Annotated in this window: 12 protein-coding genes; 6 read left to right on the forward strand and 6 right to left on the reverse strand. The window is 66.1% G+C overall.

Features of this window, described 5'->3' with window-relative positions; genetic code table 11:
- Positions 1 to 16: 16 nt before the first annotated feature.
- The 5 genes from METFAM1_RS0110205 to METFAM1_RS0110225 all read right to left on the reverse strand — a co-directional run bounded on the left by METFAM1_RS0110205 (position 17) and on the right by METFAM1_RS0110225 (position 6,072).
- Complete coding sequence (locus METFAM1_RS0110205) at positions 17 to 289, reverse strand: oxidative damage protection protein (RefSeq protein WP_019919514.1); 273 nt, start codon at positions 287 to 289, stop codon at positions 17 to 19.
- Positions 290 to 377: 88 nt separating this feature from the next.
- Positions 378 to 2,441, reverse strand: coding sequence for a sensor domain-containing diguanylate cyclase (locus tag METFAM1_RS0110210; protein ID WP_019919515.1), 2,064 nt, complete (start codon positions 2,439 to 2,441; stop codon positions 378 to 380).
- A gap of 19 nt (positions 2,442 to 2,460) precedes the next feature.
- Positions 2,461 to 3,783: an amino-acid N-acetyltransferase gene (gene argA / locus METFAM1_RS0110215; RefSeq protein ID WP_019919516.1), complete on the reverse strand. Its 1,323-nt coding sequence runs from the start codon at positions 3,781 to 3,783 to the stop codon at positions 2,461 to 2,463.
- A 91-nt stretch (positions 3,784 to 3,874) separates the two neighbouring features.
- Positions 3,875 to 5,350, reverse strand: coding sequence for a polyphosphate:AMP phosphotransferase (pap, locus tag METFAM1_RS0110220; RefSeq protein WP_019919517.1), 1,476 nt, complete (start codon positions 5,348 to 5,350; stop codon positions 3,875 to 3,877).
- Complete coding sequence (locus tag METFAM1_RS0110225; protein WP_024300624.1) at positions 5,350 to 6,072, reverse strand: 16S rRNA (uracil(1498)-N(3))-methyltransferase; 723 nt, start codon at positions 6,070 to 6,072, stop codon at positions 5,350 to 5,352. Before METFAM1_RS0110225 ends, pap begins: the two co-directional genes overlap by 1 nt.
- A 202-nt stretch (positions 6,073 to 6,274) precedes the next feature.
- On the opposite strand from METFAM1_RS0110225, the gene METFAM1_RS0110230 reads away from it, so the two are divergent.
- Positions 6,275 to 7,075 (forward strand): inositol monophosphatase family protein, encoded by an 801-nt coding sequence (locus METFAM1_RS0110230; protein ID WP_019919519.1) that lies wholly within the window; start codon positions 6,275 to 6,277, stop codon positions 7,073 to 7,075.
- A 2-nt stretch (positions 7,076 to 7,077) separates the two neighbouring features.
- Here METFAM1_RS0110230 and METFAM1_RS0110235 read toward each other — a convergent pair whose 3' ends face one another.
- Positions 7,078 to 8,034: a LysR family transcriptional regulator gene (locus METFAM1_RS0110235; protein ID WP_081627204.1), complete on the reverse strand. Its 957-nt coding sequence runs from the start codon at positions 8,032 to 8,034 to the stop codon at positions 7,078 to 7,080.
- Between the two features lie 415 nt (positions 8,035 to 8,449).
- Here METFAM1_RS0110235 and METFAM1_RS0110240 point away from each other — a divergent pair, with 415 nt between their 5' ends.
- The 5 genes from METFAM1_RS0110240 to METFAM1_RS0110260 all read left to right on the forward strand — a co-directional run bounded on the left by METFAM1_RS0110240 (position 8,450) and on the right by METFAM1_RS0110260 (position 15,070).
- On the forward strand, positions 8,450 to 9,544 hold the full coding sequence (locus METFAM1_RS0110240; protein WP_019919521.1) for a class 1 fructose-bisphosphatase: 1,095 nt from the start codon (positions 8,450 to 8,452) through the stop codon (positions 9,542 to 9,544).
- A 37-nt stretch (positions 9,545 to 9,581) separates the two neighbouring features.
- Positions 9,582 to 10,466 carry a phosphoribulokinase gene (locus tag METFAM1_RS0110245; RefSeq protein ID WP_019919522.1) on the forward strand — a complete coding sequence of 295 codons (885 nt, stop codon included), beginning with the start codon at positions 9,582 to 9,584 and terminating at the stop codon, positions 10,464 to 10,466.
- Between the two features lie 142 nt (positions 10,467 to 10,608).
- Positions 10,609 to 12,630 carry a transketolase gene (gene tkt / locus METFAM1_RS0110250; RefSeq protein WP_019919523.1) on the forward strand — a complete coding sequence of 674 codons (2,022 nt, stop codon included), beginning with the start codon at positions 10,609 to 10,611 and terminating at the stop codon, positions 12,628 to 12,630.
- A gap of 141 nt (positions 12,631 to 12,771) precedes the next feature.
- Positions 12,772 to 13,788 (forward strand): type I glyceraldehyde-3-phosphate dehydrogenase, encoded by a 1,017-nt coding sequence (gene gap / locus METFAM1_RS0110255; protein WP_019919524.1) that lies wholly within the window; start codon positions 12,772 to 12,774, stop codon positions 13,786 to 13,788.
- A 115-nt stretch (positions 13,789 to 13,903) separates the two neighbouring features.
- On the forward strand, positions 13,904 to 15,070 hold the full coding sequence (locus METFAM1_RS0110260) for a phosphoglycerate kinase (RefSeq protein ID WP_019919525.1): 1,167 nt from the start codon (positions 13,904 to 13,906) through the stop codon (positions 15,068 to 15,070).
- Positions 15,071 to 15,090: the final 20 nt, after the last annotated feature.

The following is a 15,090-nucleotide window of genomic DNA, read 5'->3' on the forward strand; positions in this document are numbered from 1 at the left end:
TGAAGAACTGTGTCGATCAGGCGGCCGGCGGCACGAAGCCCGTGACCTGATCCGCACCTTCGCCAAAAAAATGCTTTTCCATCTGTTCCGCCAGATACTTGCGTGCGCGCGGGTCCATCAGGCTGAGGCGGTTTTCGTTGATCAGCATGGTCTGGTACTTGACCCACTGCTGCCAGGCCTCTTTCGACACCGATTCGAAGATGCGGGCGCCCAGCGCGCCGGGCACCGGCGGAAAATCCAGACCTTCGGCCTCGCGACCCAGTTTGATGCATTGAACCATGCGTGCCATCTGTCACTCCTGTAAACGTTGGATGTATCGAATTCTAGGCCCTGTGCCGGGCGCTGAATCGACATGTTGAATCATGAAGGCGGCCGCGTCAGGTGCCGTGCCGCCGCTGGGACATCCGGAAGGCGTTCTTGCCGTCGTTCTTTGCCGCGTACATCGCCGAATCCGCGGCACTGAGCAAGGTTTCGCCGCTGTGTGCGTGCAGGGGATAGATGCCGATGCCGGTGCTGGTCGTGACGCTGGCCTGGGCGCCGTCGAACTCGAACACCATGCCGGCGACGCGCTCGCCGATGCGTCGGGCGAGGCCGGTCAGCGCGGTCTCGTCGGTATCCGGCGCAAGCACCGCGAATTCGTCACCGCCGAGGCGGAAGAACATTTCGTTGCGCCGGATGATTGCACCGACGTCGCGCGCCAGCCTGGTCAGCACCTCGTCGCCCGCCTGATGGCCAAAACGGTCGTTCACCGGCTTGAAGCCATCGAGATCGAACAGCAGCAGGCCGAGCTGGGTGCGCCGGCGGGCGGCGTCGGCAATCATCCGTTCGAGTTCCTCGTGGAAGCGCCGACGGTTGTACAGATTGGTCAGCGGATCGCGTTCCGCCATATTGACCAGCGCCTCGGCGGCACGGCGCTCGGCGGTGACATCCTCGTAAAGCCAGACGCGGCCGAGGAAGCGGCCAGGCGTGGCTGACGGCACCAGGGCCGACTGCTCGCGGATGATACGACCGTCGCGGAGCGGGATGTCCTGCGGATCGGTCGGCGCACGGGCGGCCAGTATCGACTTCACGCGCTCGCGGTAGATGTCTTCGTCGGCACGCAACACCGCCGTGCGCTCGATCAGCACCGCATCACGCATGCCGGACAGGTTCTCGTTCTCGGCGAAGCCCCAGATGGTCTTCAGCATCCGGTTGGCGTGCTGGGCGCGGCCGTCGCGATCGACGAAAAGCACGCCCAGCTTGATCAGGTCGAGCAGCGCCTCTAGCCGCGAGCGCTCTTCCTCGCTGCGCGTCAAGTAGTAGTCGCGCAGACCCTGTTCGCGGCGCAACGCGGTCACCGTGTCGAGCAGCTTCAGCTCGGCTTCCTTGCGGCTCTGGATGTCGTCGGCCGACACGCGCACGCCGAGGCAGGTACCGGATTCATCGTAAATCGGTTGCCAGTTCAGCGACACCCACACGATCGATCCGTCACGGCGCAGCAGCCTCACCTCGAAATTCTCGCCGCTGGCGCCGGCCAGCGCGTCGGCCGCGCGGGCGGCGAAAATCTTGCGGTCCTTTTCGTGGATCAGCATGCTCGCCAGATCTTCGGCCAGCAGGCAGTCGAGCGGGCTGTGCCCGGTCACCCGTTCGATCGAACGGTTCACCCAGATGAGCCGTCCCTGCGGACTGAACCAGGCTTCGACGCCGAAGGTGAAGTCGGCGATCGCGTGGAAGCGCGACTCGCTCTTGCGCAGCGCGGTGACGCGCTCTTCCAGCGCCTGCACCATCTGGTTGAAGGCGCGGGTCAAGCGGGCCAGCGCGTCGTCGCCACGCACCGGCAAGGGATCGACCTCTTCGGCGCGGCGCAGCGCCACCGCCCGGGTTTCGATCGCGCTGACACCTTCGAGCACGCCGCCGAGCACCCAGCGCGCCAGCCAGACGTGCAGCAGCAACACCAGCGCACCGAGCGCCAGCGCGCCGTTGCGCAACATGGCGAGCGAAGAAACCAGGCCGGACAGGTCGACGCTGGCGCGCAGCACGCCGACCGGCGCCCGCCGTCCCGGCTGCAGCAGGTCGATGCGCAGGTCGTAGCGACCGCGCCCGGATTCCAGTGCCTCACGAATACTGCCGTGTGCGGCACCGAGCACGGCCGGACCGCCGTCGGCGATGAGGACGCGCCCCGCCTCGTCCCGCACCTCGACATAGTCGAGCTGGCCGACGCGCCGGAGCATGCTCACTTCAGCCGCCAGCCGCGCCGGATCGGCGATCAGCGCAGCAGCGAGCCGGGCCTGCATGTCGGCGACGAGGTAATCGATGCGCACCGACTCCCGCTCGACCAGATGCACGGAAATGAGGCCGTAAGCCCACAGCAGCGCCACGCACAGCACGCCGCCCAGAAGGATGCCTGAGGCGAGCAAGCGCCCCTGCAGCACGCCGATGCGACGTGTCAGAGCGCTGAGCATGAGCGGGCTCCGGCTGCGATCACAGGCTTTTTACCAGGACCTTGCTGCGCCGCTGCGGGTTGTAGTTTTCTCGACGCACGCGCGGCAGCGCATCGATGCCGGCCTCTACGAAACCCCGCTCGACGAACCAGTGCGCCGTCACCGTGGTGAGCACGAACAGCTGCTTGATCCGCTCGGCGCGAGCACGCGTCTCGACATAGCTCAGGATCTGCTCGCCGTAGCCGTGGCGACGGTACTCCGTCATCACCGCCAGACAGGCCAGCTCGGCCATCTGCTCTTCCGGATAGGGATAGAAGGCGGCGCAGCCCATGATCACTTCGTCGTGTTCGAGCACGCTGAAGCGCTCGATCTCGCGTTCCAGCCGCTCGCGGCCGCGGCTGACCAGCGTGCCGTCGGCCTCCAGCGGCGCGATCAGGCCGGCGATGGCGGGTACGTCATCGACCCGCGCGTTGCGCATCAAGGCCAGCCGCTCGCGCGAAATGACGCTGCCCACGCCCTGGGTGGTAAAGAATTCGAGCAGCAGTGCACCATCGAGATCGCGATCGATCATGTGGGCGCGCGCCACGCCCAGCTTCACCGCGCGGATGGCGCGCGGCAGGTAGAGACCGAGATCTTCGGTGATGCCGCGCCCGGCCTTGAGCCACTGCGCCGCTTCGTCGGCAGTCAGCTCGGGCACCAGCGCGCCCTGTTCGTCGACGATGCCCGGCGCGTCGCACAGATAAATAAGCTTGGTCGCCTGCAGCGCGACAGCGACCGATTCGGCCACCTCCTCCATGCTCAGGTTGAACACCTCGCCGGTCAGCGAGTAGCCGTAAGGCTGCATCAGTACGATGTCGCTGTCGGCCAGCGCGTCGTTGAGTGCCTCGACATCGACCTTACGCACGGTGCCGGTGTAACCGTGGTCGATGCCATCGACCACGCCGACTGGGCGCGCGGTCAGGAAATTGCCGGAGGCGACCTCGATCGTGCTGCCGGCCATCGGCGTGTTCGGCAGGCCCTGCGAGAACAGCGCCTCGACGTCGATGCGGATGGCGCCGTTGGCGCGCTTGACGCAGTCCATCGCCTGCGCGTCGGTCACCCGCAGGCCCTTGTGATAGCGCGGCGGCAGGCCGCGGGCGGCCAGTTCCTCCTCGATCTGCGGACGGGCGCCGACTACCAGCACCAGTTTGATGCCGAGTGCGGCGAGCAGGTTGCAGTCCTGCACCAGCGAGTTGGCCAGCGGCCCCTGCAGCACCTCGCCGCCGACCGCGATGACGAAGGTTCGACCGCCGAAGGCGTGGATGTAGGGCGCGGCACTGCGCACCCAGGCAACGAAACGCGGCGAGTCGGGATCGGCGTGCATGCGGGTTCCGATGGGAAAATTCAGCGAATTCTAGCCGAGCGCGCGCCGGCGGACGCGCCGCAGAACTTGCGTTGTCTCAATTCCAGCACGTTCAGGTCAGTTCCGATTCGAGGCGATCGCACAGGGCGTCGAGTATGGTCAGCCGTGCGCGGTACTTGTCGTCGGCAGACACCACGTTCCACGGCGCCTGTTCGGTGTGCGTGCGCACCAGCATGTCCTGCACCGCCGGCACGTATTGCGGCCACTTTTCGCGGTTGCGCCAGTCCTCGGGCGTGATCTTGAAGCGCTTGAAGCGCTGGCGCCCGCGCTCGTTGAAACGGCGCAACTGCTCGTCGGAACTGACTTCGAGCCAGAACTTGCAGACGATGATGCCGTGTTCGGTCCACTCCTGTTCGAACGCGTTGATCTCCTCGAAGGCGCGCGACCAGTCGGCTTCCTGGGCATAGCCCTCGACCCGCTCGACCAGCACGCGGCCGTACCAGGAGCGGTCGAACAACGAAATCCGGCCATCGCGCGGCACGTCACGCCAGAAGCGCCACAACCACGGGTAGAGGCGCTCGTGCTCGGTCGGCGCCGCCACCGGATGCACGCGGTAGTTGCGCGCATCGAGCGCGTGGGTGATGCGGCGTATCGCGCCGCCCTTGCCGGCGGCATCCATACCTTCGAATACCACGGCCAGCGACCGGCGCGCGAAGGCCGGATGACGCAGAAGCAGGTTGAGCCGACCCTGCAGCCGTTCGAGTTCGGGCTGGTAGTCACCCTTGCGCATCGGCCTGGTCGACGCATGTCGAGGCTGCGCCGGCTGTTCGCTCGGCACCACCAGCGGCGGCAACGCCGGCGCGAGCACCTTGCGCGGCCCGGCGAGCGCCTCGCGCAGAGCCTTGAGCACGATGCGGCCGACCGCCAGTTCGGTCTGTGCGGCGTCGCTCGCATCGACCAGATGCCAGGGCGCGTGCGACGTGTTCGACAGCCGGATTGCCTCTTCCGCCACCTTGCAGATGCGCTTGTGCCGGCGATTGGCACGCCAGTCCTCGGCGGTCACCCGCCAGCGCGTCGCAGCGTCCCGCTCCAGCGCGCGGAAATGTGCGCGCTGACGGTCGGCGTCGAGGTGCAGCCAGAACTTCAGCAGCACCGCGCCTTCCATCGCCAGCATGCGTTCGAAACGCTGGATCTCGTGCAAGGTGTGCCAGAAGGCGCGCCGCTTGATCCGGCGCTCGACGCGGGCGTTGATCGCTTCGCTGTACCAGCCCTCGAAAATCATCGCGGTGCGACCGCGCGACGGCAGCGCCTGCCAGTAGCGCCACATGTGCGGGCGCTGCCGCTCTGCCTCATCGCGCGGCCCGAAGGCGCTGGTGCGGATGTGACGCGGGTCCATCCATTCGTTCAGCGTATTGACCAGGCGTCCGCGTCCGGCACCGGCCACACCGGCGATCAGCAGCACAACCGGCGTACGCCCCTGTTCCAGTATCGAGTACTGCGCGTCGAGCAGATCGGCACGCAATCTGGACACCGCGCGTTCGAGCCGGGCTTCGTCCAGCGGGGCGACTGCAGGCAACGCATCGAACATCAGAAATCTCCGATCAGGGTATTCAGTGCCGACAGTACGGCAAGGCCCGCGGTCTCCGTGCGCAGCACGCGCGGCCCCAGCGTCAGCGCGGCAAAGCCAGCAGCGCGCGCAGCGGCCAGTTCCTCGGCATCGAAGCCACCCTCTGGTCCGATAAGCACGGTAATGGGTTCATCGGCGCGCAGCCCGGCCGACTTCAGCGGCACGCCCCCTTCCGGATGCAGCAGCAGGCGCTGCCCGCCGGCCGCCGCGAGCGCCTGCGGCAAGGTAAGCAGGGGCTGCACCTCGGGCACCCGATTACGGCCGCACTGTTCGCAGGCCGACACCGCCACCTGCTGCCAGTGCTCGACCCGCCGCTGCGCACGCTCGCCGGCCAGCTTGACCACGGCGCGCCGGCTGGCCACCGGTTGCACCCGCGCCACACCCAGCTCGACCGCCTTCTGTACGATCCAGTCCATCTTGTCGGCAGCGGCGAGGCATTGCAGCAGCGTGACGTCGAGCGCGGACTCGCGCTGTGGCGCCGATTCGTCGCCCACCACGGCGTCGAAGCTGCGGCCGTTGCGCAGCAGACGAGCGGCGAATTCGCTGCCGCGACCGTCGAACAGCGTGATCGCGTCGCCGTCGGCCAGACGCAGCACGCGGTCGATGTGGTGCGCCACCGGGGCCGGCAAGGAGATCGTTCCAGCCGGTTCTGCCGGCAAGGGACAAAAGAAGCGTGGAATCATCGTGTTATATTTGTGCACTGCAAGAACATCCGCTGACGAGGCTTTTCGCACCGTCAGCGACGATCGGCACCTCATGGTCGGACCGCCTGTAACCGTTATGGCATCAGGGCATCCGACGACGGGCAGCCGCCGCGAACGATACTGCCACGCCAGCCGGCCGGAGTGCTTCCGGCGTCGCGACGCGGCTCACTGACGAACGACCATGAGCTCAACCACCCTGCTACAGATCGTCGACACCGCGCGCAGCGTTGCCCGCGAGGTGATCATGCCGCACTTCCTGACCGCGCAGCGCAACCAGAAGGACGACGGCAGCCTGTTCACCGTGGTCGACCTGGCGGCGCAGGAGGCCTTGATCGAACGACTGCCCCGCATCATCGACCGACCGGTGCTTGGCGAGGAAATGCCGGAATCCCTGCAATTGCGCTTGTGGCACGAAGGGCACGACGGCATCTGGTGCATAGACCCGATCGACGGCACCACCAACTTCGTCAATGGCATCCCCTTCTTCGGCGTCGCGATCGCCTACATCAAGGAAGGGCGCACCCGTCACGGCGTCGTCTACAACCCGATGACCGACGAAGCCTTCTACGCGGAAGAGGGTGGCGGCGCCTTTCTGAACGGCAATCCGCTGCCGCTGCGCACGCCGGCGCGTCACCTGCTGGATGCGGTGGCCGGCGTCGATTTCAAACGGATTCCGAAGGCACTTGGCGACGCACTGGCCACCCAGTCGCCCTTCTACTCACAGCGCAACTTCGGCTCCAGCGCGCTGGAATGGTGTTTCATCGCCGCCGCGCGGCTGGACGTCTACCTGCATGGTGGCCAGATGATGTGGGACTTCGCCGCCGGCAGCCTGATCGCCGCCGAAGCGGGTGCGCGCTGCTCGATGCTGGACGGCGAGCCGCTGGACATGGCGCCCGGCCGCAAGACACCGGTGGTCGTAGGCGCCAGCGCCGACCTCTACCGCGAATGGATGGACTGGCTGGCCGCACACGGCGGCCGCTGACCTCAGGCGTGGTGAACCGGCAGATGGACCGGCGCCACCTGCGAATTCACCAGCCGGCCGCCCTCGTGCATCAGGAAGTCGCGCAGCGCCAGGGCGGCGGGCAACAGGTTCTTGCGGTCCCTGTATACAACGTGCCAGTTGCGCACGATGGGCGTGCCGGGCGCCGCGATGCGGCACAGCACGCCGGTACGCAGTTCGAGCTGGCAGGTGTGCTCGGACAGGAAGGCCAGGCCCATGCCGGCGATCGCGGCCTGCTTGATGATTTCGTTGCTGGGCAGTTCGATGATTTCAGCAGGTCGTATGCCCTGCTCGACCAGATAGCTCTCCTGCGTCACCCGCGTTCCGGACCCCCGTTCGCGGATCAGGAAGGCCTCCTTGCCCAGATCGTCGGCGGTGACGGCGCGGCCACCGGCCAGCGGATGGCCCTCGCAGGCCAGCACCGACAGCGGGTGTTCGGCAAACACGTGCGCCTCGCAACCCAGCGCAGCCGGCGGACGCCCCATGATGGCGATGTCGATCAGGTTGTCTTCGAGATGACGGAAGATGTCGTCGCGGTTGTGCAGTGAAATGCGCACCTGAACGTCCGGATAGCGCTCGCGGAAGGCCATCAGCAGGCGCGGCGCAACGTATTTGGCGGTACTGACCACGCCGACCGACACCAGGCCCGAATGCCCGCTCGCCATCTGCGCCAGCGCGGCCTCGGCCTCAGCCAGCTGGTGGTCGATGGCGCGCGCGTGGCGGGCGATCTCCATGCCGACCTCGGTCACGCGCAACTTCTTGCCCAGGGTCTCGATCAGAGGAAGGCCGATCAGCCCGTCCAGCGCCTTCACCTGCATCGAAACTGCCGGCTGCGTCAGATGCAGCTCCTCCGCTGCGCGGGAAATCGAGCCCAGTCGCGCGACCGCCTCGAATATTCTCAACTGGCGGAGAGACACCCCGCGCGTCCATTGTGTCGCCATATCAGTCTAAATAAGAATGTTTGATCGATCTTATCAAAACAACTTATTTTCAACCAAGGTCAGTTCCAGATATATTGCACTGCAACAGCAACGGAAACGCAGCGAACACTGCCTCGCAGAACCTGCAAACCGAAGCGACCAGTTTAGCGTCAAAGCCTGTCAGCTCAACAAGAATCGACAGGTGACCCAGGCTCCTCCTCCACAACCTTGTTTGTGGATTCATACCCCGGCTCGCAAGAGTCCGGGGTATTTTTTTGCATTGCACACTCTGTTGCAACGGACGCAACACATCGCTCCAGCGGCGCAGCAACCCCTCTCCCGCACGACAGCGCAGGCAGCCCTGACACGTCGCTTGTGACAGCGATCGTGCGCTGCGGCTACGATGGAATCGACACCGGGACCCGAGGAGGCTGCCATGAGTGAAGGGCGCAAGACCCTGACGCGTTACACCATCGAGGCGCAGCAGCGCCACCCGCACGCCAGCGGGATCTTCTCCAGCCTGCTGAACGCGGTGGCCACCGCCGTGAAGATCATTGCCAATAATGTGAACAAGGGGGCACTGGTCGGTTCGCTCGGCAGCTTCGAGGCAATCGGCAGCGGCGCCGCGATCAATCTGTCCGGCCGCGTCACGCAGAAGCTCGACACGATTGCCAACGAAGCGATGCAGCGCGAGTGCGAATGGGGCGGCCATCTGGCCGCGCTGGCGCCGGAAGGCCTGGAAGGCTTCATCCCGACGCCGGACGAGCCGCCGCGCGGCAAATATCTGTTGCTGTTCGACGCGCTCGACTGCAGCAACAACATCGACGTGAACCTGACTGTGGGCAGCCTGTTTTCGGTGCTGCACGCGCCAAATCCGGGCGCGGAACCCCAGTTGTCCGATTTCCTGCAACCGGGCACCGAACAGGTGTGTGCCGGTTTCGCGCTGTACGGCCCATCGACGATGCTGGTGCTGACCACCGGCGAGGGCGTGGATGGCTTCACGCTCGATCGCGACATCGGCGCCTTCATCCTGACCCACCCGCAGATGCGGATTCCCGAACACACGACCGAATTCGCGATCAACGCGTCGAAATCGCGCTTCTGGGAGCCGCCGGTCAAGCGCTACGTCGAAGAATGCCTGGCCGGCCAGACCGGGCCGCGCGGCGAGGATTTCAATATGCGCTGGATCGCCTCGCTGGTATCGGAAACCTTCCGCGTGCTGACGCGCGGCGGCGTGATCATGTACCCGGAAGACACAATGGAGCCGCCCTCGCCCGGTCGCATTTCGCTGATGTATGAAGCGAACCCGATCGCCTTCCTGATCGAGCAGGCAGGCGGCGAAGCCACCACCGGCCGGCAGCGCATCCTCGAACTGCAGCCGCGCAGCCTGCAGAGCCGCACGCCGCTGATCTTCGGCTCGCGCGAGGAGGTGCGCCGCATCGTCCAGTACCACACGGAGAGCGACCAGGGACTCGATCGGGAATACACTTCGCCGCTCTTCAACGTGCGCGGCCTGTTCTCGGCACTCTGAGCGGTCGCGCGCACCAGCCCACTGGAAAACACTCCGGATGTCCGCCCGCCACCCTGTCATCGCGATCACCGGCTCGTCCGGAGCCGGCACGAGCACGGTCACGCGCACCTTCCAGCACATCTTCCGTCGCGAAGGCGTGAACCCGGTCATCGTCGAGGGCGACGCCTTCCATCGCTACGACCGTGAAGAGATGAAAGCAGCGATGGCGCGCGAAGCCGCCGCCGGCAACGAGCACTTCAGCCACTTCGGCCCTGACGCCAACCTGTTCGAGGAACTGGAAACACTGTTCCGGCAGTACGGCACCGACGGCAGCGGACGCATCCGGAAATACCTGCACAACGAGTGCGAGGCCGCGCCCTACCAGCAGGCGCCGGGCACTTTCACGCCGTGGGAGGACATCCCGGCTGGCACCGACATCCTGTTCTACGAAGGCCTGCACGGCGCGGTGAAGACCGACAAGGTCGATATCGCGCAGCATGTGGATCTGCGGATCGGCGTGGTGCCCATCATCAACCTCGAGTGGATACAGAAGCTGCACCGCGACCGCGAACAGCGCGGCTACACGACCGAGGCGGTGACCGATACCATCCTGCGCCGGATGCCGGAGTATGTGCACTTCATCTGTTCGCAGTTCGAGAACACGCACATCAACTTCCAGCGCGTGCCGATGGTGGATACGTCCAATCCCTTCATCGCGCGCTCGATACCGACGCCGGAAGAATCGATGGTGGTGATCCGCTTCGCCAACCCGCGGGGCATCGATTTCCAGTACCTGCTGGCGATGATGGGCGGCGCCTTCATGTCGCGCGCCAACACCATCGTGATTCCGGGCGGCAAGATCGATCTGGCGATGCAACTCATCTTCACGCCGCTCATCCTGCGGCTGGTCGAGAACGGCCGCAAAGCGCGCGCTCGCTACTGAAACGCCCTGCAACGCCGCTGTTTCCGCCACCGCTCCACCCCGATCGCCAGCAGATCCGCGCCCTTCCTGCGCCGCAGCACGGCTGGCGTGACCCCTTGTTTTCGCGGATAATTGCGGGTTTTTCCGGCCGGAACCCCCTCTGATGAGCGCGCCCTCCATCACCCCGAAAGCAGGCTTCAACCCGATCACCGGCGCCATCCGCGCCCTGGCGATGGACGCCGTGCAGAAAGCCAATTCCGGTCACCCCGGCGCCCCGATGGGCATGGCAGAGATCGCCGAAGTGCTGTGGCGTCACCACCTGAAGCACAACCCGGCCAACCCGAACTGGGCCGACCGCGACCGCTTCGTGCTGTCGAATGGCCACGGTTCGATGCTGCTGTACGCGCTGCTGCACCTCTCGGGCTACGACCTGTCGATCGACGACATCAAGTCCTTCCGCCAGCTGCATTCGAAGACGCCGGGCCATCCGGAGCACGGCTACGCACCGGGCGTCGAAACCACCACGGGCCCGCTGGGCCAGGGTCTTGCGAACGCGGTCGGCATGGCCATCGCCGAACGCGCGATGGCGGCGCAGTTCAACCGCCCCGGCCACACCGTGGTCGACCATTACACCTATGCCTTTGCCGGCGACGGCTGTCTGATGGAAGGCATTTCGCACGAAGCGTGCTCGCTGGCCGGCACCCAGGGCCTGGGCAAGCTGATCGTGTTCTACGACGACAACGGCATTTCGATCGACGGCCACGTCAAGGGCTGGTTCGCCGACGACACGCCGAAGCGCTTCGAAGCCTATGGTTGGCAGGTCATCCCGGCCGTCGACGGCCATGACGCCGCCGCCATCGACGCCGCCATCCGCGCCGCCAAGGCCGACACCGCCCGTCCGACGCTGATCTGCTGCCGCACGGTCATCGGCCTCGGTTCGCCGAACAAGGCCGGTGGTCACGACGTGCATGGCGCGCCGCTGGGCGCCGCCGAAATCGAGGCCGCCCGCGCCCACATCGGCTGGACGCACACGCCGTTCGACATTCCGGCCGACGTGTACGCCGCCTGGGACGGCCGGCCGGCCGGCAAGAAGGCGGAAGAGGAATGGTCCGCCCGCTTCACCGCCTACAGCGCCGAACACCCGGAACTGGCCGCCGAATTCACCCGTCGCATGCGCGGCGCGCTGCCCGACAACTTCGAACAGGTGGTCGCCGACACCATCGCGAAATTCGACGGCAAGGCCGAGAACATCGCCAGCCGCAAGGCCAGCCAGAACTGCATCGAAGCGTTCGCGCCCGCATTGCCGGAGCTGCTGGGCGGCTCGGCCGACCTGGCCGGTTCCAACCTGACGCTGTGGTCCGGCTCCAAGGGCATCTCGCCGAAGAACCCGGGCGGCAACTACATCTACTACGGCGTGCGCGAATTCGGCATGGCGGCCATCGCCAACGGCATCGCGCTGCACGGCGGCTTCATCCCCTACACAGCCACCTTCCTGATGTTTTCCGAGTACGCGCGCAACGCGCTGCGCATGGCGGCGCTGATGAAGGTGCGCCAGGTGTTCGTGTTCACGCACGACTCGATCGGCCTCGGCGAAGACGGCCCGACCCACCAGCCGGTCGAACAGACCGCCACGCTGCGCCTGATGCCGAACATGGACGTCTGGCGCCCGTGCGACACGGTCGAGTCTGCCGTGGCCTGGGCCAGCGCCATCAAGCGCGCCGACGGCCCGACCTCGATGATGTTCTCGCGCCAGAACCTGCCACACGTTCCGCGCGACGCCGCGACCACTGCCGCCATCGCGCGCGGTGGTTACGTGCTGTCCGATGCGGCCGGCAAGGTGGAAGCCGTGCTGATCGCCACCGGCTCGGAAGTATCTCTGGCGCTGGCCGCGCAAAAGACGCTGGAAGCCGAAGGCATCACGGTGCGCGTGGTGTCGATGCCGTCGACCAACGTGTTCGACCGGCAGGACGCCGCCTGGCGCGAAACCGTGCTGCCGCCCGGCATTCCGCGCGTCGCGGTGGAAGCGGGCGTGACCGATCTGTGGCGCAAGTACGTCGGTCTCGAAGGCGCCGTGGTGGGTCTGGACCACTTCGGTGAGTCCGCGCCGGCGGGCGAGCTGTACAAGGCTTTCGGCATCACCGCGGACGCGGTGGCGCAGGCGGCACGACAACTGCTTGGCAGGTAAGCGCCGACGCGGCGGGATGGAGTCTCCATCCGCCGCGTTTGCGTTTCCAAATGCCAATTTAGGCGCAGCGCAGCCACAAGTTGCGCCGCACAATCGAAGACTTTTCTTGAATCCACACCCAACGGAGAGGGAGTTGCTGAAATGACGATCAAGGTTGCGATCAATGGTTACGGGCGTATCGGCCGCAATGTGCTGCGTGCGCACTACGAAGGCGGCAAGCGCCACGACATCGAAATCGTCGCGATCAACGACCTCGGCGACCCGAAGACCAACGCGCACCTGACGCAGTACGACACCGCGCACGGCAAGTTCCCGGGCACGGTCAGCGTCGACGGCGACTACATGGTGGTGAACGGCGACAAGATCCGCGTGCTGGCCAACCGCAACCCGGCCGAACTGCCGTGGGGCGAACTGGGCGTCGACGTGGTGATGGAATGCACCGGCTTCTTCACCACCAAGGAAAAGGCCTCGGCCCACCTGAAGGGCGGCGCCAAGAAGGTGATCATTTCCGCCCCGGGCGGCAAGGACGTGGACGCCACCGTCGTCTATGGCGTGAACCACGGCGTGCTGAAGGCCACCGACACCGTCATCTCGAACGCCAGCTGCACGACCAACTGCCTGGCCCCGCTGGCCAAGCCGCTGAACGACAAGATCGGCATCGACACCGGCCTGATGACCACCATCCACGCCTTCACCAACGACCAGGTGCTGACCGACGTCTATCACGAAGACCTGCGCCGCGCCCGCAGCGCCACGCAGTCGATGATCCCGACCAAGACCGGCGCCGCTGCCGCGGTCGGTCTGGTGCTGCCGGAACTGAACGGCAAGCTGGACGGCTTCGCGATGCGCGTGCCGACCATCAACGTGTCGGTGGTCGATCTGACCTTCACCGCCAAGCGCGCCACCACGGTGGATGAAGTGAACGCCATCCTGAAGGCCGCCTCGGAAGGCGAACTGGGCGGCATCCTCGGCTACAACACGCTGCCGCTGGTGAGCATCGACTTCAACCACGATCCGCGTTCGAGCGTGTTCGACTCGACCCAGACCCGCGTGTCGGCCGACGGCAAGCTGGTCAAGGTGCTGTCCTGGTACGACAACGAGTGGGGCTTCTCCAACCGCATGCTGGACACCACCGTCGCGCTGATGAGCGCCAAGTAAGGACACGGCATCGACGAGCGGGGTGCGGGCGCGTGCGCCCCTGCCCCGCTTCGTTTTTCCCCTTCCCGAAAATCCACTCGATCACGCTCATCACGCACCGCGCGGAGGATTCATCATGCAGTTCAAGCGACTTTCCGATCTCGATCTCAAGGGCAAGCGGGTATTCATCCGCTCCGACCTGAACGTGCCGCAGGACGACGCCGGCAACATCACCGAAGACACGCGCATCCGCGCCTCGCTGCCGGCCATCCGCGCCGCCCGCGACGCCGGCGCCGCGGTCATGGTCACCTCCCACCTCGGTCGCCCGACCGAAGGCGAACTGAAGCCCGAGGACTCGCTGGCGCCGATCGCGCGCCGCATGTCGGAACTGCTGGGCTTCGAAGTGAAACTGGTGGCGAACTGGGTCGATGGCGTGCAGGTCGCGCCGGGCGAAGTGGTGCTGCTGGAGAACTGCCGCGCCAACAAGGGCGAGAAGAAGTGCGACGACGCGCTGTCGAAGAAGCTCGCCGCACTGTGCGACGTGTGGGTGAATGACGCCTTCGGCACCGCTCACCGCGCCGAGGCGACCACCTTCGGCATGGGCCAGTACGCCCCGATCGCCTGCGCCGGCCCGCTGATGGCCAGCGAAATGGACGCGCTGGGCAAGGCACTCGGCCAGCCGGCCCGCCCGCTGGCGGCCATCGTCGCCGGTTCCAAGGTGTCGACCAAGCTCACGCTGCTGGAAAACCTGGCCGACAAGGTGGATCAGCTCATCGTCGGCGGCGGCATCGCCAACACCTTCCTGCTGGCCGCCGGCAAGAAGATCGGCAAGTCGCTGGCCGAAGCCGACCTGGTCGACGCCGCGAAGCGCGTGATGGCCAAGACGAACGTACCGCTGCCCGAAGATGTCGTATGCGCGAAGGCCTTCGCCGCAGACGCCGAAGCGACGGTGAAGGCGGTCGATGAAGTGGCCGACGACGACATGATCCTGGACATCGGCCCGAAGGCCGCCGCGAAGCTCGCCGAGACGCTGAAGGCCGCCGGCACCGTCGTCTGGAACGGCCCGGTCGGGGTGTTCGAGTTCGACGCATTCGGTCACGGCACCGAGACGGTGGCGCGCGCGATTGCCGAATCGAAGGCCTATTCGATCGCCGGTGGTGGCGACACGCTCGCCGCCATCGCAAAATACGGGATTGCCGATCAGGTGAGCTATATCTCGACCGGCGGCGGCGCCTTCCTCGAATTCCTCGAGGGCAAGACGCTGCCGGCCGTCGATATCCTGCTCAAGCGCGCCAACGGCTGAACATTACAGAACGCGCATAC

It is taken from the genome of Methyloversatilis discipulorum (genome assembly GCF_000527135.1).
Taxonomy (GTDB): Bacteria; Pseudomonadota; Gammaproteobacteria; order Burkholderiales; family Rhodocyclaceae; genus Methyloversatilis; species Methyloversatilis discipulorum.